At 63.7% G+C, this 25289-nt stretch carries 28 protein-coding genes and 1 tRNA gene; 19 read left to right on the top strand and 10 right to left on the bottom strand.

The genetic code is table 11. The features are described from left to right. The first annotated feature begins 127 nt into the window (after positions 1–127). Genes alaS through FDT80_RS03030 form a run of 3 tightly spaced genes read left to right on the top strand, consistent with a single transcriptional unit; the run spans position 128 to position 3673 of the window. On the top strand, positions 128–2785 hold the full coding sequence (gene alaS, locus FDT80_RS03020; RefSeq protein ID WP_138660751.1) for an alanine--tRNA ligase: 2658 nt from the start codon (positions 128–130) through the stop codon (positions 2783–2785). Between the two features lie 4 nt (positions 2786–2789). Then, positions 2790–3077: a DUF1330 domain-containing protein gene (locus FDT80_RS03025; RefSeq protein ID WP_138660752.1), complete on the top strand. Its 288-nt coding sequence runs from the start codon at positions 2790–2792 to the stop codon at positions 3075–3077. A gap of 44 nt (positions 3078–3121) precedes the next feature. Beyond that, positions 3122–3673 (top strand): histidine phosphatase family protein, encoded by a 552-nt coding sequence (locus FDT80_RS03030; protein ID WP_138660753.1) that lies wholly within the window; start codon positions 3122–3124, stop codon positions 3671–3673. A gap of 67 nt (positions 3674–3740) precedes the next feature. Here the strand turns inward: FDT80_RS03030 and typA are convergent, their stop codons facing one another. From typA to FDT80_RS03050, 4 genes are all read right to left on the bottom strand, one after another. Further along, positions 3741–5558, bottom strand: a complete 1818-nt coding sequence (typA, locus tag FDT80_RS03035; protein WP_138660754.1) for a translational GTPase TypA — start codon at positions 5556–5558, stop codon at positions 3741–3743. Positions 5559–5700: 142 nt separating this feature from the next. Further along, a complete protein-coding gene (locus FDT80_RS03040; RefSeq protein WP_246039817.1) occupies positions 5701–6636 on the bottom strand; it encodes a mechanosensitive ion channel family protein in 936 nt (311 codons plus the stop codon). Between the two features lie 63 nt (positions 6637–6699). Continuing rightward, positions 6700–7035 (bottom strand): DMT family transporter, encoded by a 336-nt coding sequence (locus FDT80_RS03045; protein WP_138660755.1) that lies wholly within the window; start codon positions 7033–7035, stop codon positions 6700–6702. A 22-nt stretch (positions 7036–7057) separates the two neighbouring features. Then, on the bottom strand, positions 7058–7516 hold the full coding sequence (locus tag FDT80_RS03050; RefSeq protein WP_138660756.1) for an Lrp/AsnC family transcriptional regulator: 459 nt from the start codon (positions 7514–7516) through the stop codon (positions 7058–7060). Positions 7517–7635: 119 nt separating this feature from the next. Here FDT80_RS03050 and FDT80_RS03055 point away from each other — a divergent pair, with 119 nt between their 5' ends. After that, positions 7636–7842, top strand: a complete 207-nt coding sequence (locus FDT80_RS03055) for a DUF6356 family protein (protein ID WP_138660757.1) — start codon at positions 7636–7638, stop codon at positions 7840–7842. Positions 7843–7879: 37 nt separating this feature from the next. Here the strand turns inward: FDT80_RS03055 and FDT80_RS03060 are convergent, their stop codons facing one another. Next, on the bottom strand, positions 7880–8494 hold the full coding sequence (locus tag FDT80_RS03060) for a YitT family protein (RefSeq protein WP_138660758.1): 615 nt from the start codon (positions 8492–8494) through the stop codon (positions 7880–7882). 162 nt (positions 8495–8656) lie between these two features. Continuing rightward, positions 8657–9871, bottom strand: coding sequence for an NADP-dependent isocitrate dehydrogenase (locus FDT80_RS03065; protein ID WP_138660759.1), 1215 nt, complete (start codon positions 9869–9871; stop codon positions 8657–8659). A gap of 180 nt (positions 9872–10051) precedes the next feature. Between FDT80_RS03065 and FDT80_RS03070 the strand changes: the two genes are divergently transcribed. After that, positions 10052–10777 (top strand): alpha/beta fold hydrolase, encoded by a 726-nt coding sequence (locus FDT80_RS03070; protein ID WP_138660760.1) that lies wholly within the window; start codon positions 10052–10054, stop codon positions 10775–10777. 6 nt (positions 10778–10783) lie between these two features. Here FDT80_RS03070 and FDT80_RS03075 read toward each other — a convergent pair whose 3' ends face one another. Genes FDT80_RS03075 through FDT80_RS03085 form a run of 3 tightly spaced genes read right to left on the bottom strand, consistent with a single transcriptional unit; the run spans position 10784 to position 12270 of the window. After that, positions 10784–11371, bottom strand: coding sequence for an HD domain-containing protein (locus FDT80_RS03075; RefSeq protein WP_138660761.1), 588 nt, complete (start codon positions 11369–11371; stop codon positions 10784–10786). Beyond that, entirely contained in the window at positions 11368–11610 is a 243-nt protein-coding gene (locus FDT80_RS03080) for a hypothetical protein (RefSeq protein ID WP_138660762.1), read from the bottom strand. Before FDT80_RS03080 ends, FDT80_RS03075 begins: the two co-directional genes overlap by 4 nt. Positions 11611–11616: 6 nt before the next feature. Beyond that, positions 11617–12270, bottom strand: a complete 654-nt coding sequence (locus FDT80_RS03085; RefSeq protein ID WP_138660763.1) for an alpha/beta hydrolase — start codon at positions 12268–12270, stop codon at positions 11617–11619. A 182-nt stretch (positions 12271–12452) separates the two neighbouring features. Between FDT80_RS03085 and iscR the strand changes: the two genes are divergently transcribed. The 11 genes from iscR to FDT80_RS03140 all read left to right on the top strand — a co-directional run bounded on the left by iscR (position 12453) and on the right by FDT80_RS03140 (position 21153). Then, a complete protein-coding gene (gene iscR, locus FDT80_RS03090; RefSeq protein ID WP_138660764.1) occupies positions 12453–12914 on the top strand; it encodes a Fe-S cluster assembly transcriptional regulator IscR in 462 nt (153 codons plus the stop codon). A gap of 58 nt (positions 12915–12972) precedes the next feature. Continuing rightward, complete coding sequence (locus FDT80_RS03095; RefSeq protein ID WP_138660765.1) at positions 12973–14016, top strand: cysteine desulfurase family protein; 1044 nt, start codon at positions 12973–12975, stop codon at positions 14014–14016. A gap of 25 nt (positions 14017–14041) precedes the next feature. Next, complete coding sequence (gene sufB / locus FDT80_RS03100; RefSeq protein ID WP_425471975.1) at positions 14042–15580, top strand: Fe-S cluster assembly protein SufB; 1539 nt, start codon at positions 14042–14044, stop codon at positions 15578–15580. Between the two features lie 71 nt (positions 15581–15651). Then, complete coding sequence (locus FDT80_RS03105) at positions 15652–15966, top strand: heavy metal-binding domain-containing protein (RefSeq protein ID WP_138661763.1); 315 nt, start codon at positions 15652–15654, stop codon at positions 15964–15966. Positions 15967–15979: 13 nt separating this feature from the next. Beyond that, the gene (locus FDT80_RS03110; RefSeq protein ID WP_138660766.1) at positions 15980–16564 is read left to right on the top strand and encodes a hypothetical protein; all 585 of its coding nucleotides are present in this window, start codon (positions 15980–15982) and stop codon (positions 16562–16564) included. Between the two features lie 89 nt (positions 16565–16653). Continuing rightward, positions 16654–17409, top strand: a complete 756-nt coding sequence (gene sufC / locus FDT80_RS03115; protein WP_138660767.1) for a Fe-S cluster assembly ATPase SufC — start codon at positions 16654–16656, stop codon at positions 17407–17409. After that, entirely contained in the window at positions 17409–18689 is a 1281-nt protein-coding gene (locus tag FDT80_RS03120; RefSeq protein ID WP_138660768.1) for a SufB/SufD family protein, read from the top strand. The genes sufC and FDT80_RS03120 overlap by 1 nt, the downstream gene beginning before the upstream one ends. Further along, a complete protein-coding gene (locus FDT80_RS03125) occupies positions 18689–19174 on the top strand; it encodes a YIP1 family protein (RefSeq protein WP_138660769.1) in 486 nt (161 codons plus the stop codon). Before FDT80_RS03120 ends, FDT80_RS03125 begins: the two co-directional genes overlap by 1 nt. After that, positions 19171–19776: a Yip1 family protein gene (locus FDT80_RS03130; protein WP_138660770.1), complete on the top strand. Its 606-nt coding sequence runs from the start codon at positions 19171–19173 to the stop codon at positions 19774–19776. Before FDT80_RS03125 ends, FDT80_RS03130 begins: the two co-directional genes overlap by 4 nt. Next, entirely contained in the window at positions 19769–20989 is a 1221-nt protein-coding gene (locus FDT80_RS03135) for a cysteine desulfurase (protein WP_138660771.1), read from the top strand. Before FDT80_RS03130 ends, FDT80_RS03135 begins: the two co-directional genes overlap by 8 nt. Positions 20990–21076: 87 nt before the next feature. Beyond that, positions 21077–21153: transfer RNA gene (locus FDT80_RS03140), tRNA-Arg, on the top strand. 208 nt (positions 21154–21361) lie between these two features. Here the strand turns inward: FDT80_RS03140 and mepK are convergent. Then, positions 21362–21931, bottom strand: a complete 570-nt coding sequence (mepK, locus tag FDT80_RS03145) for a peptidoglycan L,D-endopeptidase MepK (RefSeq protein ID WP_138660772.1) — start codon at positions 21929–21931, stop codon at positions 21362–21364. Positions 21932–22254: 323 nt separating this feature from the next. Between mepK and FDT80_RS03150 the strand changes: the two genes are divergently transcribed. The 3 genes from FDT80_RS03150 to FDT80_RS03160 are packed head-to-tail and all read left to right on the top strand — an operon-like array spanning position 22255 to position 25287. After that, positions 22255–23868: a L,D-transpeptidase family protein gene (locus FDT80_RS03150; protein WP_425471947.1), complete on the top strand. Its 1614-nt coding sequence runs from the start codon at positions 22255–22257 to the stop codon at positions 23866–23868. Between the two features lie 33 nt (positions 23869–23901). Continuing rightward, positions 23902–24993, top strand: a complete 1092-nt coding sequence (lpxD, locus tag FDT80_RS03155; RefSeq protein ID WP_138660773.1) for a UDP-3-O-(3-hydroxymyristoyl)glucosamine N-acyltransferase — start codon at positions 23902–23904, stop codon at positions 24991–24993. Positions 24994–25029: 36 nt separating this feature from the next. Next, on the top strand, positions 25030–25287 hold the full coding sequence (locus FDT80_RS03160; protein ID WP_138660774.1) for an acyl carrier protein: 258 nt from the start codon (positions 25030–25032) through the stop codon (positions 25285–25287). The last annotated feature ends 2 nt before the right edge of the window (positions 25288–25289 follow it).

Consider the following 25289-nt stretch of genomic DNA (forward strand, 5'->3'; position numbering starts at 1 on the left):
CGCGCCAGACCGGCGCGCCCTGTTTCGTTCGGCGGGCCTGCCACCCTGCGCGGTTGCGGTGGACAGTGCCGGAACAGATGGGTATTTGAACGCAAACTGAATTTCACAGCCCAAAAAGGCCGCCTGCATGCAAACGCTCAACGATATCCGCTCAACCTTTCTGGGCTATTTTGAACAGCAGGGGCACCGGATCGTCCCATCGAGCCCGCTGGTGCCGCGCAACGACCCGACGCTGATGTTCACCAACTCGGGCATGGTGCAGTTCAAGAACCTGTTCACCGGGGTCGAGACGCGCGATTACACCCGCGCGACGACGGCGCAGAAATGCGTGCGCGCCGGCGGCAAACACAACGACCTGGACAACGTAGGCTATACCGCGCGCCACCATACCTTCTTTGAAATGCTGGGTAATTTCAGCTTTGGCGATTATTTCAAGGCCGAGGCCATCGAATACGCCTGGAACCTGATCACCCGCGAGCTTGGGATACCCAAGGACCGCTTGTACGTCACTGTCTATCACACCGACGACGAGGCGGCGGAGCTTTGGAAAAAGATCGCCGGCTTGGGCGACGACCGGATCATCCGGATCGCCACGGATGACAATTTCTGGATGATGGGCCCCACCGGACCTTGCGGGCCAAGTTCGGAAATCTTTTTCGATCACGGCGATCACATCTGGGGCGGCCCGCCGGGCAGCCCGGAAGAGGACGGCGATCGCTTTGTCGAGATCTGGAACCTCGTCTTCATGCAATACGAGCAGTTCGAGGATGGCAGCCGCACCGAATTGCCCAACCAGTCCATCGATACCGGCATGGGGATCGAACGGGTCGCGGCGCTGTTGCAGGGCACCAACGACAACTATGCCACCGACCTGATGCGCAACCTGATCGAGGCCAGTGCCCATGCCAGCAGCACCGATCCAGACGGGCCGGGCAAGACGCACCACCGGGTGATCGCGGATCACCTGCGCTCCACCTCGTTCCTGATTGCCGATGGCGTGATGCCCAGCAACGATGGCCGCGGCTACGTGCTGCGCCGGATCATGCGGCGCGCGATGCGGCATGCGCATCTTCTGGGTACCAAGGACCCGCTGATGTACCGGCTGGTGCCCGCGCTGGTGGGCCAGATGGGCGCGGCCTATCCCGAACTGGGGCAGGCGCAGGCGCTGATCACCGAGACCCTGAAGCAGGAGGAGACCCGTTTCAAACAGACGCTCGAACGGGGTTTGAGGCTTTTGGACGACGAATTGGCGGGCCTGCCCGAGGGGCAGGATCTGCCGGGGGCTGCGGCGTTCAAGCTGTATGACACTTTCGGCTTTCCGCTGGATCTGACGCAGGATGCGCTGCGTGAAAAGGGCCGCGCGGTCGAAACCGAAGGTTTTGACACCGCAATGGCAGCGCAAAAGGCCAAGGCGCGGGCGGCGTGGGCCGGATCTGGCGAGGCGGCGGATGCGACGATCTGGTTCGATGTGGCCGACAAGCATGGCACCACCGATTTCCTTGGCTACGACACCGAAACCGCCGAGGCGCAGATCGTGGCCTTGATCACGGACGGCGAGATGACCAAAAGCGCGGCCGCGGGCGAAACCGTGCAGATCGCGTTGAACCAGACGCCGTTCTATGCCGAAAGCGGCGGCCAGGTTGGCGACACCGGTGTTCTGCGCACCGCCAAGGGGGGCGCCAAGATCACCGACACGCGCAAGACCGCAGGCGTGTTCATCCACTTCGCCACCGTCACCGAAGGCACGATCGACGCAGGCGACGCGGCGGTGTTGGAGGTCGATCACGCCCGCCGCACAGCCATTCGCGCCAGCCATTCCGCAACGCATCTGCTGCACGAAGCGCTGCGCCAGGCGCTTGGCGATCACGTGGCACAACGCGGATCGTTGAATGCCCATGACCGGCTGCGGTTCGATTTCAGTCATTCCAGCGCGCTGCGGCAGGATGATCTGGCAAAGGTCGAAGCCGAGGTGAATCGCTTTATCCGGCAGAACGCGCCGGTCGAGACGCGGATCATGACCCCGGACGATGCCCGTGCCCTGGGCGCGCAGGCGCTGTTTGGAGAGAAATACGGCGACGAGGTGCGCGTGGTGTCGATGGGCCGTGAACAGGGGTCGGGCAAGGGCGCCGATGGGACGACGTATTCGATCGAACTTTGTGGCGGCACGCATGTGCGGGCGACGGGCGACATCGGTGCGTTTGTCCTGCTGGGCGACAGCGCCAGCAGCGCAGGCGTGCGCCGGATCGAAGCCCTGACAGGGCAGGCGGCGCTGGATCATCTGCGTGCGCAGGACCGCGCGCTGACCGATGTGGCGGACCTTCTGAAAACCTCCGCGGGCGATGTCCCCGACCGGGTGCGGGCCTTGATCGACGAACGGCGCAGCCTGTCGAACGAGGTGGCGCAACTGCGTCGCGAACTGGCGATGTCCGGTGGCGCGGCCGCCGCGCCGGAAGCGCAGGATGTGGGCGGGATCAAGCTGATCGCGCAGGTCCTGTCGGGTGTCACGGGCAAGGATCTTCCGGCGCTTGTCGATGCGCACAAGGCGCAGATCGGCAGCGGCGCCGTGCTGCTGATTGCCGATGCCGATGGCAAGGCCGCCGTGGCCGCCGGTGTGACCGCCGATCTGACCGACCGGGTGTCGGCCGTCGATCTGGTCAAGGCAGCCGTCGCCGAGCTGGGCGGCAAGGGCGGCGGTGGCCGGCCCGACATGGCACAGGGCGGCGCACGCGATGCCGCAAACGCCGACGCTGCCATCGCGGCCGCAAAAGACATCATGAAAGGATAAGGCAATGGGTGCACTCTGGATTGCGCATGTGACGGTCACGGACGAAGAGGCCTACAAGAAATATGCGGAGCTTGCGACGCAGGCGATCGCAGATCACGGCGGGCGGTTCATCGCCCGCGGCGGTCGTTTCGTTCAACTGGAAGGCCAGGCACGGCCGCGCAACGTCGTGGCCCGGTTTCCCGATGTTGAAACGGCGGAAAAGTGCTATAAATCAGATGTCTATCAAATGGCATTAAATCACGCACGCGACGCGTCCGAACGCGAACTGCTGATCGTCGAGACGGACGAGTAGGTCACTAACTGGACAGCTTTGGCAAGGCTCCTATGTTGCTGGCAATGTTGAGATCAATCGCCTTGCTGATCGCTTTGTCGGCGCCGGCTGCCGTGCCGGCGCAGGACGCCGCGAAGCTTGACCGCCCCGGCATGACGGCCCTGATGCGACATGCGCTGGCCCCCGGCACCGGCGATCCTGCCGGGTTTCGGCTGGAGGACTGCGGCACGCAGCGCGGGCTGGATGACCGGGGCCGCGATCAGGCCCGACGCACGGGCGCGGCCCTGCGCGCCGCAGGGGTGGTTTTCGATGCCATATGGACAAGCCAGTGGTGCCGCGCCCGCGACACCGCGACCTTGCTTGGCCTTGGCCCCGTGACCGAGGTGCGCGCGCTCAATTCCCATTTTGCCGGGCGCGGGGACAGGGCGGCGCAGACCGCCGAGGTGCGCAAGATGCTGGCGGCGCTGGCGCCGGATGCGCGGGTTCTTCTGGTCAGCCACCAGGTCAACATTCGCGCCTTGACGGGCCGTGGCACCCGCTCGGGCGAGGTCTTGGCCGCAACCCGCGATGCGAACGGCGTGCTGACCGTCACGGGCAGCTTTACGGTCGCGCCCTGAACCCACGAAAAAAGGGGGCGGTCAACCCACCCCCTCTACATGAACTAAGCCTTATAAACGTTTGGGATCAGGCGGATTTAGCCATGCGCTTGCGCTCGTGCGGATCAAGGAACCGCTTGCGCAGTCGGATCGCGTTGGGTGTGACCTCGACCAGTTCATCGTCGTCGATATAGGCGATGGCTTGCTCCAGCGACAGGGTGATCGGCGTCGTCAGGCGGACCGCTTCGTCGGTGCCCGAGGCCCGCACGTTGGTCAGCTGCTTGCCTTTCAACGGGTTCACCTCAAGGTCGTTCTCGCGGCTGTGTTCACCGATGATCATGCCGGTATAGACCGCTTCCTGCGCCCCGATGAAGAATTTGCCGCGATCTTCCAGTTTCCACAGCGCATAGGACACCGAAGTGCCGTTCTCCATCGAGATCAGAACACCCGCGCGACGGCCCGGAATGGGGCCCTTGTGCGGCGCCCAGCCTTGGAACACACGGTTCAGAACACCCGTGCCGCGCGTATCGGTCAGGAATTCGCCGTGATACCCGATCAGGCCGCGCGACGGCACATGCGCGATGATCCGTGTCTTGCCGGCGCCGGCGGGCTTCATTTCCACCAACTCACCCTTGCGCGCACCGGTGATCTTTTCGATCACGGCGCCGGAATAATCATCATCCACGTCGATGGTGACTTCCTCGATCGGCTCGTTGCGCACGCCGTCGATTTCACGAAACAGCACCTGCGGACGCGAGACGGACAGCTCGAACCCTTCGCGGCGCATGTTCTCGATCAAAACGCCCATCTGCAATTCGCCGCGCCCCGCGACCTCGAAGGCCTCGCCGCCGGGGGTGTCGCTGATCTTGATCGCGACGTTCGATTCCGCTTCCTTCATCAGACGGTCACGGATCACGCGCGACTGCACCTTCTTGCCGTCGCGACCGGCCAGCGGGCTGTCGTTGATGCCGAAGGTGACGGTGATGGTGGGCGGATCGATCGGCTGCGCGGGCAGGGCGGTGTCCACGCTCGGCGCCACGATGCTGTCGGCCACGGTCGCCTTGGTCATGCCCGCCAGCGTCACGATATCGCCCGCTTCGGCCAGATCGATGGGCTGCTGGCCCAAACCGCGGAAGGCCATGATCTTGGTCACGCGGAAGTTTTCGATCACATCGCCCTTGCGCGACAGGGCCTTGACCGTCTCGCCGGTCTTCAGCGTGCCGGTTTCAACGCGACCGGTCAGGATACGGCCGATAAAGGGGTCGGACCCGAGCGTGGTGGCCAGCATCGTGAAGGGCGCGTCGCGCTTCTCGATCTGCTTGGGCGCTGGCACATGCTTGACCACCAGATCGAACAGCGCCGACAGATCCTTGCGCGGGCCGTCCAGTTCCATGTCGGCCCAGCCCGAACGACCGGAGGCATACATCGCGGGGAAATCAAGCTGATCGTCGTCCGCGCCGAGGTTGGCAAACAGATCGAAACATTCATCCAGCGCGCGGTCAGGTTCGGCGTCGGTCTTGTCGACCTTGTTGAGCACCACGATGGGGCGCAGGCCCAGGGCCAGCGCCTTGGAGGTGACGAACTTGGTCTGCGGCATCGGGCCTTCTGCGGCATCGACCAGCAGGACAACGCCATCGACCATCGACAGGATCCGCTCCACCTCGCCGCCGAAATCGGCGTGGCCGGGGGTGTCCACGATATTGATGCGCGTGCCCTTCCATTCCACGCTCGTCGCCTTGGCCAGGATGGTGATCCCGCGCTCGCGCTCGAGGTCGTTGCTGTCCATCGCACGCTCGGTCGTGGCCTGGTTTTCGCGGTAGGTGCCGGATTGTTTCAGAAGCTCATCCACCAGCGTCGTCTTGCCGTGGTCAACGTGAGCGATGATTGCGATATTGCGCAGGTCCATTGTCTTGCCTTTGTCAGGGGGGTGTGGGCGCGCAGGACGCCGCACCGAAAGTTGCAGTGCGCGAGACGGCCCGCCACCGGAATTGTGCCGCCCATAACGCGCTGCGGCGCAGAAAGCTAGGGGAAATGCGTAGAGCGCCGCGTCACGACGCCACCGCAGGGGTATCGCCCGCTTCGTCGGCATCGGATGTGGCGGCGTCGGTCGTGATCCGCAAGGGTTCGGCGAAGGTCATCGTCCTGTAGGGGAAAGGGATTTCGATGCCTTCCGCGTCCAGTGCCGCCTTGACCGCCGCCACGACCTTGTCGCGCGAGGTCCGGATGTCGATGGGCCGCGATCCGGTCCACCACGTGACTTCGAAGTTGATCGCGCTGTCACCGAATTCCTGGGCAAATATCTCGACGTCGCGCACGTCGTCGCGCACCGCGTCGACACCGCGCACCGCCTTGGCGATGACCTCGCGGGCGCGGTCCACGTTCTCGCCATAGGCGACACCGCAGATCACGGTGGTGCGGCGCACGTCGCGCGCGGTGCGGATCGTCACGGGGTTCTTGAAGAACATCGCATTGGGCGCGACGACAAGCTGTCCGTCGGTCTGTCGCACGTGGGTGTCGCGGATGGTTATGGTCTCGACCTGGCCGTCGATCCCTTCGCAGTCGATGTAGTCATCGACGGAAAACGGCTCGCGGATCAGCAAGAGTACCCCCGCGAGGAAATTTTCGAACACATCCTTGAAGGCGAAACCGATGGCGACACCGCCGACACCCAGCGCCGTCAGCGCGCGACCGGGCGTGATCGTCGGAAAGGCGATGGTGATGGCGATCAGAGTCCCGAACAGCCAGAGCCCCACGGTCAGCAGCATGATGACCACATCGCGCAGCGCCCGGCGCAAGCCGGCCCGGCGCAGGGTCCGCGGCACCAGCCAGCGCACCACCCGGATGACCAGCCACAGAACACCGATGAACAGCAGCGCAAAGACCAGTTGCGGCAGCACCGCCCAAAATCCAGATGCGTATCCTTCGAGTTGGTCGCGCAACGGCGCGGGAAGGGTGGCCCAAAGGTCGGACAAGATCTGGTTCATGCGTCGGTCTGCCTGTGTTGTGTCATTGCGACCAAACGCGACGGCAGGTGATTATGTTCCGCGTCAGTGCGTGGCGCTGCCGGAAAACAGGTGGATCACCACGATCCCCGCGATGATAAGCGCCAGCCCCAAGACCGCAGGCACATCAAGCCGCTGACCGAACACCACGAATCCGATGCCGGCGATCAGCACGATGCCAAGCCCCGACCAGATCGCATAGACGATCCCCACCGGCATCACCCTGAGCGCGAGCGCCATGAAGTAGAACGACACACCGTAGGCCGCCACGACCAGAATCGACGGCCAAAGCCGGGTGAATTGCGCAGACGCCTGCAAGGCCGTCGTGCCGACCGTTTCGGCCGCGATCGCGATGACGAGATAGACATAATGCAGCGGCATGGGCGGTCTCCAGCAAGGGTGGTCACAGGGGCAGGGCGTGCGTGTCCTTGATCTGCTCCATCACGAAACTGGCCGAAACATCCGACAGCGGAACCCGCCGGATCAACGCCTGATACAGCCGGTCATAATCGGCCATATCCGCCACGCGGGCGCGGATCAAGTAATCCAGATCGCCGGTCATTCGGTAGACGCCCAGAATTTCGGGCATGCCGCGTGTTGCCGCGCTGAACCGCTCCAACCAGTCGGGTGCATGCGCGTTGGTGCGGATGAGCATGAAGACCATCAGCCCCAGCCCCAACTGGTCGGGGTCCAGCATCGCCACCCGCGCTGTGATCACGCCCGCGGCTTCAAGCGCCTTGATCCTGCGCCAGCAGGCATTGCGGCTCAGCCCGACGGCATCGCCCAAATGATCCAGCGACTGGCCCGCATCGCGTTGCAGTTCGCGCAGAATGCGCCGGTCCGTTTCATCTATTGTCACCATATTTTTCAGTATCGGTGGAAATTATCCCAAAAACAAGCAAATCCCCGCGCCATTTGGGAACTGTTCACAGGGCATCCGGCGTAGTCTTGTGAAAACCACCCCCTCAAGGAGCCGCCCCGATGTTTCAACGCATTTTCCTGACCCACCCCGCGACCGTGAACGAAACCTTCTTTCAGCACATGGCCTTTGCGCTGCGTTTTGCCGGCCTGTTGCTGGCCGCGGGCGGGGCGGCGTTGGTGCATGCATTTGTCCCGTGCCTGTTCGAAAAGACCGCCAGCCGGATCATCACGCGGCTGCACGACCGCATCCATTCTCGCGGGCACTGATCCCGCCCGCCGCGCCCGTGTGGCGGCGGCCAATCCGTCAGGTGGCGATGTAGCGGTCACGCCGGTGGTTGAACGTGATGATCAGGTTCAGCACCACCGCGCCCAGCAGCGAATAGCCCACCACGGACGCCGGAAACAGGAACAGCGCGGTGCCGAAAATCACCGCGTCGGTCAGCAGCTGCACGTAGCCTGCGCGAAATCCGGTGCCATCCTGCACCATCAGCGCGACAACGCCCAGGCCGCCCAGTGACCCGTTGTGCCGGAACATCGCCAACAGGCCAAGCCCCACCGTCGCACCGAAGATCACCGCCCCCAGCGCTGGGTGCAGAACATCGATCGTGAACCCCAGCGGCAACGCATCGGTGACCACCGACAAGAGCGAGACGGACATCAGCGACTTGACCGTGAATTCAAGCCCGAGCCGGCGATAGGCCAGCAGGTAGAAGGGCAGGTTGATGACGAAAAACACCGCACCGAAGCTGTAGCCGGTCAGGTAGGAGACAATCACCGCGAGGCCTGCGGTCTGCCCGGTGATCAGCCCCACATGCGTCAGCACGTGAATCCCCAATCCGCACAGGAATACTCCAAGGCTCAGGCCCTGGATGTCCTCCAGCACTGAATGTTCGGTGGGCGGGCTGTCATAGATCTGCATGAGCGGCCAATTAGGGCAGAAGCACTGACCCGTCCACCCGAAACCGGACAAATCGAATTTTTCGGATCGGATTTGTCGCAAAATCCGGCAAGGCTGTGGATCTTGCACAAAAAAAGGGCCGCAGTGCTGCGGCCCTTTGCTGTTTCGGTCTTGTTGGACGGTTCAGCCGGCCAGTGCCTTGTTGAGGTTCTCATCCACCTTTTCCAGAAAGCCCATCGTGGTCAGCCATTTCTGATCCGGGCCCACCAGCAAGGCGAGATCCTTGGTCATGTGGCCGGATTCGACGGTATCCACGACAACCTTTTCAAGCGTCTCGGCAAAGTTGGTCAGCGCGGCATTGCCATCCAGCTTGCCCCGGTGCTTGAGGCCGCCGGTCCAGGCAAAGATCGACGCGATGGAGTTGGTCGACGTCTGCTCGCCCTTCTGGTGCTGGCGATAGTGACGCGTCACGGTGCCATGCGCCGCCTCGGCTTCGACGACCTGCCCATCGGGTGTCATCAATTGCGAGGTCATCAGGCCGAGCGAGCCGAAGCCCTGCGCCACGGTGTCCGACTGCACGTCGCCATCGTAGTTCTTGCAGGCCCAGACATAGCCGCCCGACCACTTCATGGCGCTTGCCACCATGTCGTCGATCAAACGGTGCTCATAGGTCAGGCCCGCTTTTTCGAACTTGTCCTTGAACTCCTCGTCGAACACCTGCTGGAACAGGATCATGAACTGGCCGTCGTAGTTCTTGAGGATGGTGTTCTTGGTCGACAGGTAGACGGGGTAGTTGCGCTTGAGGCCATAGTTGAACGATGCGCGCGCGAAATCCCTGATCGAATCGTCGAGGTTGTACATGCCCATGTAGACGCCCGAGGACGGCGCATCGAACACTTCCTCTTCCATCACGGTGCCGTCTTCGCCGACGAATTTCATCGACAGCTTGCCCGGTCCGGGGAATTTCATGTCCGTCGCGCGGTACTGGTCGCCATAGGCGTGGCGGCCGATGATGATCGGCTGCGTCCAGCCCGGCACCAGGCGCGGCACGTTCGAGCAGATGATCGGCTCGCGGAACACGACGCCGCCCAGGATGTTGCGGATGGTGCCGTTGGGGCTGCGCCACATCTTCTTGAGGCCGAATTCCTCGACCCGCGCCTCATCGGGCGTGATCGTCGCGCATTTCACGCCGACGCCGTACTGCTTGATCGCATGGGCCGCGTCGATCGTGATCTGGTCGTCCGTCTCGTCGCGCGACTGGATGCTGAGGTCGTAATACTTCAGGTCCACGTCGAGGTAGGGCAGGATCAGCTTTTTCTTGATGAAATCCCAGATGATGCGGGTCATCTCGTCGCCGTCGAGTTCGACGACCGGGTTATCGACCTTGATCTTGGTCATGAGGAAGGCTCCTGTTGAAAATGTCCGAGTCAGATTGCGCGGGGTGTAGCGCAGATCATCCGGCGAGGAAAGTCTGTATACCAGTGCATACCAAATGGTCGCGATCCGGCTGTGATTTGTCGTGCGCGCAGGCCGCCCACGATGCTAGCCTTGACCCTGTCGGGAGTGAGGGGGGAGACGATGGCGACATATGTATTGATCCACGGTGCGTGGCACGACGGCGATCTGCTGGGTCCCGTGGCCGACCACATCCGCGCCGGCGGCCACGAGGTGCACACGCCGACACTGGCCGGCAACGGACCCAAGGACGACAAGAGCACCGGGCTGGAGGAGGCCATCGCATCAGTCACCGGCTACCTCGAGGCGCACGACCTGCGCGATATCGTTTTGGCCGGGCACAGCTACGGCGGCATGGTCATCACCGGCGTCGCCGACCGGATGACGGACCGGATCACGCGGCTGGTCTACTGGAACGCCTTCGTGCCGAATTCGGGCGACAGCCTGCTGGATCTGGTGCCGCCGCATTTCGCCGCGATGTTCCGCGATCTGGCCGAGGCATCTGGCGACAACTCCCTGACGCTGCCCTATCCGGTCTGGCGCGACGGGTTCTTCAACGATGGCGATGGCGACGCGGCGCAGGCGGCCTATGACAAGCTCAACCCGCAGCCCTTCGCGACCTTCACCGACCAGATCGCGTTGACGACCGACCCCGCCGCGATGCAGCTTGGCAAATCCTACATCAACGGGCTGCATGACGCGGCCCTGCCGCATTCGCATGGCTGGCATCCGCGCCTGTCCGAACGGCTCGGCCTGTTCCGGTTGGTCCAGATGATGGGAGGACACGAAAGCTGTTTGATCGACCCCGGCGCGACCGCCGATGCGCTGATCGTGGCGGGGCGCAAATAGCCGCGGTCAGAGCCTGCCGTTCGCCCCGAAAAACGCGGAGAGCCTGGGCTTGAGCCAGGTCCAGACCCCCGGCGCACCGCGCGAGATCGGCACGCCGACGCGGGTCTCCAGTTGTGCGAATGTCACGTCGTAGGCCTGCCACGATCCGCCGCCCGTATCGAGATTGCTGAGCGGGGTGGACACGCGGTCGACCGCCTTGGCAAAGACCGCCTCGGGGGTCGTCGCCGCCTCGAACTCCTCCCAGAGCGCGCGGTACTCCGCCGCCTGATCCTCCGGCAAGAGGCCGAACAGGCGCTGCGCCGCCGCGGCCTCCTCGCGCTCCATGGCGGCGTGGTCCACGACACCGTGGATCGGGTTGTCGCCGGCGTCGATTTCGACGAGGTCATGCAGCAGGAGCATCTTGAGCACGCGGTCGATCGCCACCTGCGCGTGCGCGTGCTCCGCCAGGACGAACGCATAGAGCATGATGTGCCACGAGTGCTCGGCGGAATTCTCGAACCGGCTGTCGTCATGCAGGCGCGACGCGCGCAGGACGGTCTTGAGCTTGTCGGCCTCGCGCAGAAAGGCGATCTGCCGCTCCAGCCGCGCGGTCATTCGCCGGCGGCGGGGGTGTCTGTGGCGGCGATGTCGCGCGCCAGTTGCCCCAGCAGAGCGCGCGCCCGCTGTTCCGCACGGCGCACGCGCACGGCCGTCAGATACGCCTCTTCCATGGTCTGGGACGAGCCGCCGATCGCATCGGCGACCCGTTTCACGAAAGCGTCGTCGCCCGTGGCATCGATGATCTTGAGGCTTTCGAGGGCCAATTCGTCGGCGATGTCTTCGGTCAGGCTCATTGCGCGTTACCGGGTCGTTTCGGTCAAGCGGCGCTTGACGTAATCGGTGGTCGTGGACATCAGCGTATCCATGTGCGGCTCTTCAAAGAAATGGCCGGCACCCTCGACTTCGGTGTGGGTGATGGTGATGCCTTTCTGCTCGTGCAGCTTGTTCACGAGGTTCACCGTGTCGGCGGGCGGCGCCACGCGGTCGGCGGTGCCGTTGATGATCAGGCCGGACGCGGGGCAGGGCGCAAGGAACGAAAAATCGTACATGTTCGCCGGCGGCGCGACCGAGATAAAGCCGGTGATTTCGGGCCGCCGCATCAAGAGCTGCATCCCGATCCACGCGCCGAACGAAAAGCCTGCGACCCAGCAGTGCTTGGAGTTGTTGTTCATAGACTGCAGGTAATCGAGCGCCGAGGCGGCGTCCGACAGCTCGCCGATGCCCTGATCGTATTCGCCCTGGCTTCGGCCGACGCCACGGAAATTGAACCGCAGAACGGTGAAACCCATGTTGTAGAAGGCATAGTGCAGGTTGTAGACGACCTTGTGGTTCATTGTCCCGCCGAACTGCGGATGCGGATGAAGCACGATGGCAATAGGCGCATCGCGTTCTTTTTGCGGGTGATAGCGGCCTTCGAGGCGGCCTTCGGGTCCGGGAAAGATGACCTCGGGCATGGGCGTCCCTGTAACAGTGGTCCAAGGCCTTGGTTGAATTCTTGACGAATTCGGTAAGGCACCTTAGAACGGTTCTAATCAGTATGCGCGGCGATGGGTGCTGTGCAGGGGATGGACTTAGGCACTTCAAGGGCCTTCGTCAATGAGTTGAGACAAATGCCAGCGGCAATGAGGATCACGCGATGAAGCTGTCGACCAAGGGACGCTATGCGATGGTGGCGCTGGCGGATATCGCGTTGCAGCCCGAGGGGCAGCTTGTGACCCTCGGCGATATCTCCGAGCGGCAATCGGTGTCGCTGCCCTATCTCGAGCAACTGTTCGTCAAACTGCGCCGCGCCGGGCTGGTGGCGTCGGTGCGCGGGCCCGGTGGCGGCTACCGCCTGGCGCGGCCGACCTCCGAAATCCGGGTGGTCGATATCCTGTCGGCGGTGGATGAGACGGTCAATGCGATGCACAAGGGCGCGGGCGCGTCGGGCGGCGCATCGGGCAGCCGCGCGCAGTCGCTGACCAACCGCCTATGGGAGGGGTTGAGCGCGCATGTCTACGTGTTCCTGCACCAAACCCGCCTGTCGGATGTGGTGGCCAACGAACTGGCGCCATGCCCTGCGGTGCCGCACCTGTTCGACGTGGTGGACGAGACGTGATGCCGCGCGACGAGAGATTTTTTGCCTCCGGCGGAGGTATTTGGAGCCAAAAGAAGCCATGACGCGCGTCTATCTGGATCATAACGCGACGACCCCACTGCGGGCCGAGGCACGCGCCGCGATGATCGCGGCGATGGATGTCCTGGGCAACCCGTCGAGCGTGCACGCAGAGGGACGAGCCGCCAAATCGCTGATGGAGCGCGCGCGGGCCGATCTGGCGCAGGCGATGGGGGCCGGGGAGGCCGATATCGTCTTTACCGCCAGTGCGACCGAGGCGGCCGCGCTGGCCTGTGCGGAGCGCGGGTTGCACGGGGCGGCGGTGGAGCATGACGCGGTCGGCGCATGGGTCGACGACAGCCTGGCGGTGGACGCCGCGGGCAGGGTGCGCGTTGCCGATCCGGGGCAATCGGTGCTGCAATGGGCAAATTCGGAGACCGGGGTGCTGCAGGAGGTGCCGCCGGGCATCGCGGTCAGCGACATGACGCAGGCCCTGGGAAAGCTGCCGGTGGATTTCGATGCGTCTGGCGCGCGGATGGCCCTGGTGTCGGCGCACAAGCTGGGCGGGCCCAAGGGCATCGGCGCGCTGGTGCTGCGGCGGGGGCAGGAGGTGCCCGCGATGATCCGCGGCGGCGGGCAGGAAATGGGCCGCCGCTCGGGCACCGAGAACATCATCGGCATGGCCGGATTTGCCGCCGCCGCACGGGCCGCGGCCGAGGATGTGGCCGATGGCGCGTGGGATCGGGTTGCGCACCTTAGAAATATTCTAGAGAAGACACTTGAGGCTGGCGCCAAGACGACTATTTTTGTCGGGAAAGACGTCGATCGCCTGCCCAACACGTCCTGCTTTGCCACACCCGGGTGGAAGGGCGAGACGCAGGTGATGCAGATGGACCTTGCGGGCTTTGCCATATCGGCGGGCTCCGCCTGTTCCAGCGGCAAGGTCCGCGCCAGCCGGGTGCTGACCGCGATGGGGCACGACCCGCAGACCGCGGCCAGTGCGATCCGCGTGTCGCTAGGGCTGGAGACGACTGAGGACGAGATCATGCGCTTTGCCGAGCAATGGCTGGCAAAGCGCGAGAAACACGAGATGCGCGCGGCCTGATGACAGGGCTGCCAAAAGCGAAGGGATACGAGCTTTGGACAACACAGTTGTGAAGGACCCCACCGTCAAGGAAGGCGTGGATCAGGACACCGTGGATGCCGTGCGTGAAGTGGGCGGCAAGTACAAGTACGGCTGGTCCACCGACATCGAGATGGAATACGCCCCCAAGGGCCTGACGCCCGACATCGTGCGGTTGATCTCTGAAAAGAACGGCGAGCCGCAGTGGATGACGGACTGGCGGATCGAAGCCTATGAGCGGTGGCTGAAAAAGGACGAACCCGACTGGGCGATGATCGATTATCCCAAAATCGATTTTCAGGACCAGTATTATTATGCCCGTCCCAAATCGATGGAAGTGAAGCCCAAGTCGCTGGACGAGGTCGACCCCAAATTGCTGGCGACCTACGAGAAACTGGGTATCCCGTTGAAGGAGCAGATGATCCTGGCCGGGGTCGAGGGCGCGGAAAATATGCCTGCAGAGGGGCGCAAGGTCGCGGTGGACGCGGTCTTTGATTCCGTGTCCGTGGGCACCACGTTCCAGAAGGAGCTGAAGGAAGCGGGCGTGATCTTCTGCTCGATCTCGGAAGCGATCCGCGACTATCCGGACCTCGTGAAGAAATACCTCGGTTCGGTCGTTCCGGTCAGCGACAATTACTATGCGACGTTGAATTCAGCCGTGTTTTCGGACGGCTCGTTCGTCTATGTGCCGCCGGGCGTGCGCTGCCCGATGGAGCTGAGCACCTATTTCCGCATCAATGCCGAGAACACCGGCCAGTTCGAGCGGACGCTGATCATCGCGGACAAGGGGTCTTATGTCTCCTACCTCGAGGGGTGCACCGCGCCGCAGCGCGATGTCGCGCAATTGCATGCCGCGGTGGTCGAGATCGTGGTCGAGGAAGACGCGGAAGTGAAATATTCCACTGTGCAGAACTGGTATCCCGGCGACGAGAACGGTAAGGGCGGCATCTATAACTTCGTGACCAAGCGCGCCGATTGCCGCGGCGACCGGGCCAAGGTGATGTGGACACAGGTGGAAACCGGATCGGCGGTGACCTGGAAATACCCGTCGTGCATCCTGCGCGGCGACGACAGCCAGGGCGAGTTCTATTCGATCGCCATCACCAACAACATGCAGCAGGCCGACACCGGCACCAAGATGATCCATCTGGGCAAGCGCACCAAGTCGCGCATCGTGTCCAAGGGGATCAGCGCGGGCCGCGCGCAGAACACCTATCGCGGTCTCGTGTCCATGCATCCCAAGGCCAAGGAATCGCGCAATTACACGCAGTGTGACAGCCTTCTGATCGGCGGCGACTGCGGCGCGCACACGGTGCCCTACATCGAGGTCAGGAACAATTCCAGCAGGGTGGAACACGAGGCGACCACATCGAAGGTGGACGACGACCAGCTGTTCTACTGCCGCTCACGCGGGATGGACGAGGAAGAAGCCGTGGCGCTGGTCGTCAACGGTTTCTGCAAGGATGTCCTGCAGGCCCTGCCGATGGAATTCGCGATGGAGGCGCAACAACTGGTCGCGATTTCGCTGGAAGGGTCGGTGGGATAAGGCGCCCTTCGGGGATTGCCCGCCTCTCGCCTGGCACGACACCGCATCGAGCACCGTAAGGAGACCGCATGATGATCGTCACGACAACACCAACGATCGAAGGCCGCCCGATCACCGACTACCGCGGCATCGTGGTGGGCGAGGCGATCATGGGCGCCAATTTCGTGCGCGATTTCTTTGCGCAGATCACCGATGTGGTCGGTGGCCGGTCGGGTGCCTATGAAACCAAGCTGCAGGATGCCCGCGAGGTCGCGATGCGCGAGCTTGAGGAGCAAGCCGCGGCGCGCGGCGCCAACGCCGTCGTGGGTGTCGACCTTGACTACGAGGTCGTGGGGGAGTCGATGTTGATGGTGTCGGTGTCCGGAACCGCCGTCGTGGTGGGCTGAATGACAGGGCTTCTTGCAATGGACAACGTATTGCCAAATTCGCGCCATCCCCGACCTGCAGTTAACCCTGAGTTGTATTCAGGGGCAGGGCACGATGGGCGATCCGGATCACCGGCAAAAGCAGAGCTTTCAACGCAGGCTCGACAAGATCACGCAGCAATCGGGCAGCGACGTGCCGCAACCGGCAGCGCATGCGCAGCAGACCACGCCGCCCGCCGGCACGCGGCCCAAGCGCAGGGTGCCGGTCGGGGCGCTCGTGGCGGGCGCGCTGGCGATCGCGGCCTTGCTGATGGCCAATATCATCCTGTTCCACGTGCGGCTGACCCCACCGGGGCCGGGCGACTATTTCGGCAAGCTGGCGCTGACCATCGGCCCCTGGGGCATCACCGGACTGTTGATGTTCGTCGTGATGGTGGGGCTGGGGATGCGCGACAAGCCGCACGTCATTGGCATTGCGCTGGCGCTTCCGGCGTTCCATTTCGGCGAATCCTACCTGGCACTGCTGCTGCCAGAGCTTTGGGGCATCCTCTATTCACCGCAGCATGTGGACATCATGCTGATACAGGCCGGGCTGCGCATGCCGCCGCTGGCCAGCTGACCGCGCGCGACCGCGCCGGATCATCCCATTCTGAATTCGCCTGCGTGTCGCTCGACGCGCGGGCCGCAACGCACTGAAAGAGACAAAACATGCTTGAGATCAAGAACCTGCACGTCAAACTTGAAGACGAGGACAAGCAGATCCTCAAGGGCGTCGACCTGACGGTCGAGGCCGGCAAGGTGCACGCCATCATGGGCCCCAACGGATCGGGAAAATCGACGCTGTCCTATGTCCTCTCGGGCAAGGACGGCTATGAGGTGACGGAGGGAAGCGCCACGCTAGAAGGCATCGACCTGCTGGATCTGGAAGCCGAGGAGCGCGCCGCAGCGGGCCTGTTCCTGGCGTTTCAGTATCCCGTCGAAATCCCCGGTGTCGGCAACATGACCTTCCTGCGGACCGCCGTGAACGCACAGCGCAAGGCGCGCGGCGAAGAGGAAATGTCGGCGGCCGAATTCCTCAAGGTGGTGCGCGCACGGGCCAAGGACCTCAAGATCGACGCCGAAATGCTCAAGCGGCCCGTCAACGTCGGATTTTCGGGCGGCGAGAAGAAGCGCAACGAAATTCTTCAGATGGCCATGCTCGAGCCCAAGATGTGCATCCTTGACGAGACCGATTCCGGGCTGGACGTGGATGCGATGAAACTGGTGGCCGACGGCGTGAACGCCCTGCGCAGCGAAGGGCGGGGGTTCCTGGTGATCACGCACTATCAACGGCTTCTGGACCACATCAAGCCGGACGTCGTGCATATCATGGCGGGCGGACGCATCATCAAGACGGGCGGCCCCGAACTGGCGCTCGAAGTCGAACAGAACGGCTATACCGATCTGATGTCCGAGGTGGCGTAATGGCGCAACCTGCCCTGAAACAGACCGCAACCGACGCGCGGCTTGACGCGCTTGACCTGCCCACCGGCGGCTGGACCGAAACGGCCCGGCGCGACGCGGTGGCGCGCGTGCGCGACATGGGGCTGCCCGCCCGGCGCGACGAATACTGGAAATACACCAGGCCCGACACGCTGGTGCAGGCGGATCCGCTGCCGGCACGGGTTTTCGACACCGACGAGGCGCCGCTGTTCGCCGCGCAGAACGGCCTGAAAATCGTGTTCGTCGATGGCGTGTTCGATGCGCAGGCCTCCGACGCGCTGAGCCTTGAGGGCGTCAGGATCGAACGGCTGGCAGAGGCCACGACCGACATCCACTGGGCGCGCGACCTGTTCGGCACGCTGGAGGCGCGCGGCCAGAAGCCGGTGCACCGCCCGCTTGCCGCGCTCAACACCGCCTATGCGCAGGACGGTCTGCTGATCCATGTGACCCAAACCCCCGACCGCCCCATCGACCTGCGTTACCTGCGCTCGTCCGATAACGCGGACGCCATGCTGCACCACGTGATCAAGCTGGATCCGGGAACTGAACTCACCGTGTTGGAAGACGGCCCTGCGGCAGCGCGGCTGAACCAGGTGATGGAAGTGGACGTGGCGGACAGCGCCCGCTTTCACCACATCCGCGCGCAGGGGCGCGACCACGAACGGCGCGCGGCCACGCACATCTTTGGCCGTCTGGGCACGGAATCGACCTTCAAGTCCTTCACGCTCACGGCCAACGGCGTGCTGACGCGCAATGAATGCGTGATCGAGCTTTTGGGCGATGACGCCACCGTGCATGTCGCGGGCGCCTGTGTGGGTGACGGAGATTTCCACCATGACGACACGGTGTTCATCACCCATGACGCGGTGAACTGCGAAAGCCGCCAGGTGTTCAAGAAAGTGCTGCGCAACGGCGCCACCGGCGTGTTCCAAGGCAAGATTCTTGTCAAGAAAGACGCACAGAAAACAGACGGCTACCAGATCAGCCAGTCGCTCTTGCTGGATGGGGACAGTCAGTTTCTGGCCAAGCCCGAACTGGAGATCTATGCCGACGACGTGGCCTGTTCGCACGGCTCCACCTCGGGTGCGATCGACGAGGAGGCGCTGTTCTACCTGCGCTCGCGCGGGGTGCCCGAAGGTACGGCGACGAACCTGCTGACCCTCGCGTTCCTGGCCGAAGCCGTGCTCGAGATCGAAAACGAGGATCTGCGCGAAGAGATCAATAACCGCCTGTCCGCCTGGCTGGAACGGCATCGCGGCTGATGCCTGTCACCCAGAATATCACCGCGACGTATCGCGGCCCGGGCCGTGTTCTGCGCCGGTTGCTGGACGCGGGCCAGCGCGAGGACCGGGCGCTGGCGTATCTGATGGCGGGCTGCGTCGTCGTGTTCATTGCGCAGCTTCCCCGCCTTGCCCGCGAGGCGCATCTGACCGGCCAGGAGCTGAACATGCTCTTGGGCGCGACCTTGATGGCCTGGCTGTTCATCGCGCCGCTGCTTCTTTACTTGCTGGCCGCGATCACCCATGTGGTCGCACGCGCCCTGCGCGGCCAAGGCAGCTTTTACGGCGCGCGGCTCGCGCTGTTCTGGGCCTTGCTGGCCTCTTCGCCGCTGTTGCTGCTGCATGGTCTGGTCGCGGGCTTTGTCGGTCCGGGGCTTGAGCTGCAGATCGCGGGGCTGGCGTGGCTCCTGGTCTTTGGCTGGTTTTGGATATCGGGGCTGCTGGCCGCCGAAAGGGGTGCGCCATGACGACGCTTGCCAAGCACGGCTGGGGACAGCTTGCGCTGCTGACGCTGCGCGACCCGAAAGCGGCCGCCGCCGACATCATGGCATGGGATCTGCCGCGCGACGCCCTGTGGACCGCGCTGGCGCTTGTGGCCGCGATCAACACGCTGATCTTCGGGTTGTCCGATCTGCTGGTGCCCGTGCCGACGCCATCCGCCGTGCCGGCGATCTTTTCCAGCCCGCTGGTGTTTTACGTGATCGTTGCAGGCGGGCTGGTGGTGACGGCGCACGCGCTGTTCTGGACCGGCCGCGCCCTCGGCGGGCAGGGAGAGTTCGGCGATTTGCTGGCCTTGCTCATCTGGCTGCAGGCCCTGCGCGCGGCGGCACAGGCGGCCGTGCTGCTGGCCATGCTGGTGATGCCCGGTCTGGCGGTGATCCTTGTCTTTGCCGCCAGCATCGCCGCCATGTGGATCCTGGTGAATTTCATCAGTGCAGGTCTGCACCTGAATTCCATACCGCGTGCGATCACCGTGCTGGTCGCCGCCATTCTGGCCTTGGTACTGGGCCTGTCGCTGATCCTGTCGATGATCGGTGCCACAACCTTAGGATTGCCCGCAAATGTATGATGTCGAACGGATTCGCGCCGATTTCCCGATCCTGAGCCGAGAGGTCAACGGCAAGCCGCTGGTCTATCTCGACAATGGCGCGTCGGCGCAGAAACCGCAGGTGGTGATCGATGCGATCACCACGGCCTACAGCCACGAATATGCCAACGTGCACCGCGGCCTGCACTACCTGTCGAACGTCGCCACCGAGAAATACGAGGCGGTGCGCGGCACCATCGCGACGTTCCTCGGCGCGCCGTCGGAGGACAGCATCGTGATGAACTCGGGCACCACCGAGGGCATCAACATGGTGGCCTATGGCTGGGCCATGCCGCGCCTCGAGGCCGGCGACGAGATCGTGCTGAGCGTGATGGAGCATCACGCCAACATCGTGCCCTGGCATTTCCTGCGCGAACGGCAAGGCGTGGTGCTGAAGTGGGTTGATACCGACGCCACCGGCGCGTTGGACCCACAAGCCGTGATCGATGCGATCGGCCCCAAGACCAAGCTGATTGCAATCACCCATCTTTCCAACGTGTTGGGCACCAAAGTTGATGTGAAGACGATCACCCGTGCCGCGCATGAAAAAGGTGTGGCCGTGCTGGTCGACGGCAGCCAGGCGGCGGTGCACATGCCCGTCGACGTGGCCGACATCGGCTGCGATTTCTACGCCGTGACCGGTCACAAGCTCTATGGTCCGTCCGGTTCCGGTGCGATCTATGTCCGCCCCGAACGGATGGCCGAGATGCGTCCCTTCATCGGCGGCGGCGACATGATCCGCGAGGTAACGAAAGACACCGTGACCTACAACGATCCGCCAATGAAGTTCGAAGCGGGCACGCCCGGCATCGTGCAGATGATCGGCCTTGGCACCGCGCTCGATTACATGATGACCCTTGGCATGGACCGGATCGCCGCGCATGAAAACACGTTGCGCGATTATACCCTGTCGAAACTGGGGGGCCTGAACTGGTTGCAGGTGCAGGGCACCACCCCCGACAAGGCCGCGATCTTCAGCTTCACGCTCGACGGCGCGGCGCACGCACACGACATTTCGACGATCCTCGACAAGAAGGGGGTCGCGGTGCGCGCAGGCCAGCATTGCACCGGCCCCTTGATGGAGCATATGGGGCTGACCGCCACCTGCCGCGCGTCCTTCGGGCTGTATAATACCACCGACGAAGTCGATGTTCTGGTCGATGCGCTGGAACTGGCGCACGATCTGTTCGCCTGACGTCGCGCTTTATGATCCCGCCACGGCCCCGAAAGACGATTTTGCAATTGCAGGGTCGGGGCAGGGTGGATATACCGCCCCCAATGCGGACCCTTAGCTCAGCTGGATAGAGCGCTGCCCTCCGAAGGCAGAGGCCAGAGGTTCGAATCCTCTAGGGTCCGCCATATCTTTCTCCTCTACACCACACGCCCGGTTTCTGCGCCGACACCAGCATGTCGTGACCGGACGCCGGCACACCACCGCGAACCGATTGGCGGGCCCGCGCGACCGCAGATCGTGGTCGCACCGGAGTATCCGTTCCTGGCCGCAGGATACGGGCGAAAAAAAAGCGCCCGAAGGCGCTGCTGTTTCAGGTCGGTCAGATGCGGGCGATCAACCGCCCCAGCTACGCACCACGCCGCAATCCATATGCACGAAGTTCGAGCCGGAATAGCGCCCGACACCACCCGCGCGGCAGGCTTGCGCCGCCTTGGCCATCTGGTGGACCGACCGGGATGCAAGCCGCAGGTCGGCGGCCTGGCCCTTCATATGCAGTGAATTCTTGGCCACGCCGCGGCTGCGCGAGCGCAGCATCGCGTTTGTCTGCGGGCTGCGATAGCCCGACAAAAGCATGTAGGGTTCGTTCACATCCATCAGGTTATGCGCCGCCGTCATGATGTCGATCGTCCGCAGGTCGATGGACTTGACCCCATCCGTCCGCCAGTCGCGCATGAAATAATTCAGCTCCTTCACCGCGTCCGGGATGTATTTGCCTTCGATCCAGTAGATCATGTCGATCTTTTCACCGGTGCGGCCGGAATACATCTTGATGCGGCGAATGTCGCCGCCACCCCGAAGAAACCCTGCCGCGTTTGCGAAAGTCGGTGCCGCCGTAATCGCGGTTGCCGCGAATGCACCAAGAAGCGCACGGCGGGTCATGCCCGTAGAGCTGTTCACTGTCATAGGTCTGCCGTCCCGTAGCCTGCCTGCCCGTGATGTTACACGAGCGGTTTCATCTCATCCCCAGATGCAACATTTGTATGGCATAGCGATTTTAGTGAACCAAGTGCTGAATCCGGTCGCATCAAAATGGTTCCAACTTTAGGCGAATTTTTGCGCATTGATGCGGATTAACCCATTTCATGGGCAGTCTGTGGCATTCGGGTTGCAGTGGCGCATCACGTGAAGGGTTTCTTAGGACCATGGCATAATTGTGAATAGACACCGCTTGGTCCAGTGCACACACCGGTCCCATATGAGTTGTGTGTGATGAACAAGGGCCGTCGATGACATTTGCACTGATCAAACGCCGTTTTCTGATGAACTGCCTTGGTGCGCTGGGGCTGGCTGTGGCTGGCCTGTCCGCGCCCGGTCCGGCGACGGCACAGGTGACTGCCTTCAAACAAGCGGTTGCAGAGGCCGCGGCCCGCGACACGGACATCGCCGCCTTCTACCAGTCCAACGGCTATGCACCGCTTTGGACGGGGCAGGGCGACGACAGCCGCCGCCGCGCGGCGCTTTTGCGGGCGCTCGCGCAGGCGGGGGACCATGGACTGCCCGCGGCGCGCTACGACCTTGCCGGTCTGCGCGCGCGGATGGAAGCCGCCAGGTCGCCCCGCGACCTGGGGCGTCTCGACGTCGAGATGAGCCGCGTGTTCCTGCAGTTCGCGCGTGATCTGCAGACCGGCGTGCTGGTGCCCAGCCGCGTCGACAGCGCCATCGTGCGCGAAGTGCCCTACCGCGACCGCGCCTCCTATCTCACCAATTTCGCCAAATCCTCGCCCAACGGGTTTTTCCGGGCGCTGCCGCCCGCCACCAACGAATACAACACCCTGATGAAGCAAAAGCTGGATATGGAGCGGCTTTTGGCGCGCGGCGGCTGGGGCCCCACCATTGCCAGCAAGATGCTGGAGCCGGGACAGTCGGGGCCCGCGGTCATTGCCCTGCGCAACCGCCTGGTCGCGATGGGATACCTGGAGCGCACAGCGGTCCAGACCTATGACACCGCCATGCAGGACGCCGTGCGCCAGTTCCAGACCGCGCATGGTCTGGCAGCCGACGGTGTCGCCGGTCCCGCCACGATGGCCGAGGTCAACGTCGGCGTCCAGGCGCGGCTGCAGTCGGTCATCGTCGCGATGGAGCGGGAACGCTGGCTCAACACCGAACGCGGCCGCCGGCACATCCTTGTGAACCTCACCGATTTCACCGCCAAGATCATCGACAACGACAAGGTCACCTTCGAGACCCGCTCCGTGGTCGGCGCCACCCAGTCCGACCGCGTCACGCCGGAGTTTTCGGACGTGATGGAATTCATGGTCGTCAACCCAAGCTGGTATGTTCCGCGGTCCATCGCGACCAAGGAATATCTGCCCGCGCTCAAGCGCAACCCGAACGCGGTCAGCCATATCGAGATCACCGACAGCCGGGGCCGCAAGGTCAATCGCGGCGCGGTCGATTTCACCCAGTTCACCGAGCGCAGCTTTCCGTTTTCGATGCGCCAGCCGCCCAGCCGGGGCAACGCGCTGGGTCTGGTCAAGTTCATGTTCCCCAACAAGTACAACATCTACCTGCACGATACGCCCGCCAAGAACCTGTTCTCGCGCGAGGTGCGCGCCTTCAGCCACGGCTGCGTCCGGTTGGCCGACCCCTTCGATTTCGCCTATGCGTTGCTGGCCAAGCAGACCGCCAACCCGCAGGGGCTGTTCAAGGCCAAGCTGGCCACCGGAGTCGAGCAGCGGATCAACCTGAAAGAGCCGGTGCCGGTGCACATCATCTACCGCACCGCCTTTACCGATGCGCGCGGGGCCGCGCAGTACCGCCGCGACATCTATGGCCGCGACGCGCGGATCTGGAATGCGCTGGCCAAGGCAGGGGTGGCATTGCGCGCCGTTCAGGGGTAAATCCTGTTCCCAGATACCGGGGGAACGCGCAGCATGGCACCGACAATTGCAGAAATCGCATCGGCCCTTGGGGCCGAGGCCGTGGGCGACACCACGATCACGGTCTCGCGGGTCTCGGAACCCGGTGACGCGGCACCCGACGATCTGGCCCTTGCGATGAAGCCGGAGTATGCCGAACACCTGTCGAAAGGCGCCGCGCGGGCGGCGATGCTCTGGCCCGACGCTGATTGGCAGGCGCTGGGGCTGCGCGCTGCGATCCTGCCCCGGCGGCCGCGCTTTGCGCTGTCGGGCCTGAGTGCCATCATGGACCAGGGGCAGGGGTTCGACCGGTCGATCCACCCCAGTGCCGTCATCGACCCGACCGCGACGCTTGCCGATGACGTGTCCGTGGGGCCCTTCACCGTCATCTCGGCGGGCGCGCGCATCGGCGCGGGCAGCGTGATCGGGCCGCAGTGTTTCATCGGGCGCGACGCGGTGCTGGGCGATGGGTCGTTCCTGCGCGAGCAGGTCAGCATCGGCGCGCGGGTCCGGATCGGCGCACGCTTCATCGGCCAGCCGGGGGCGCGTATCGGCGGCGACGGCTTTTCCTTTGTCACCGCCGAACAATCCGGCGTGGAGGCCGCGCGCGAAAGCCTGGGGCGCCAGGCCGACAGCACCGAGCAGCCCTGGGCGCGCATCCATTCGCTGGGATCGGTCCAGATCGGCGATGACGTCGAAATCGGATCGAACACCACGATCGACTGCGGCACCATCCGCAACACCATCATCGGGGACGGGTGCAAGTTCGACAACCTCGTGCAGGTGGGCCACAACGTCGTGATGGGCCGCGACTGCCTGATCTGCGGGCATGTCGGGATCGCGGGATCGACGCGGATCGGAAACAACGTGGTGCTGGGCGGAATGACCGGGGTCAGCGACAATATCTTTATCGGCGACCGGGTCATCACCGGCGGCGGCACCAAGGTTCTGTCGAACGTCCCGGCGGGGCGCGTCGTGCTGGGCTATCCCGCCGCCAAGATGGACACGCAGATCGACATCTTCAAAGCCGTCCGCCGGCTGCCGCGCATGGTGCGCGATATCGCGGCGCTTCAAAAGGCGGTTTTCAAATCAGGGTCCACCGACTAGATCCTCAGAGCCGACAGACTTGCAAGGACCGCGCAGATGACCATCAAAGACAGGGCGATTGCCATAATCGCCGAACAGGCCGTGCTGGAGCCGTCGGACGTGACGATGGACAGCACGCTTGAGGATCTGGGCATCGACAGCCTTGGCTTGGTGGAAAGCATCTTTGCCATCGAGGAGGAGTTCGACATCACGATCCCCTTCAACGCCAATGCCCCCGCGGAAAGCGATTTCGATATCTCGACCGTTGCTTCGATCGTGGCGGGGATCGAACGGCTGAAGGCCGAACAGGCGTGAGC

It is taken from the genome of Sulfitobacter sabulilitoris (assembly GCF_005887615.1).
Taxonomy (GTDB): Bacteria; Pseudomonadota; Alphaproteobacteria; order Rhodobacterales; family Rhodobacteraceae; genus Sulfitobacter_E; species Sulfitobacter_E sabulilitoris.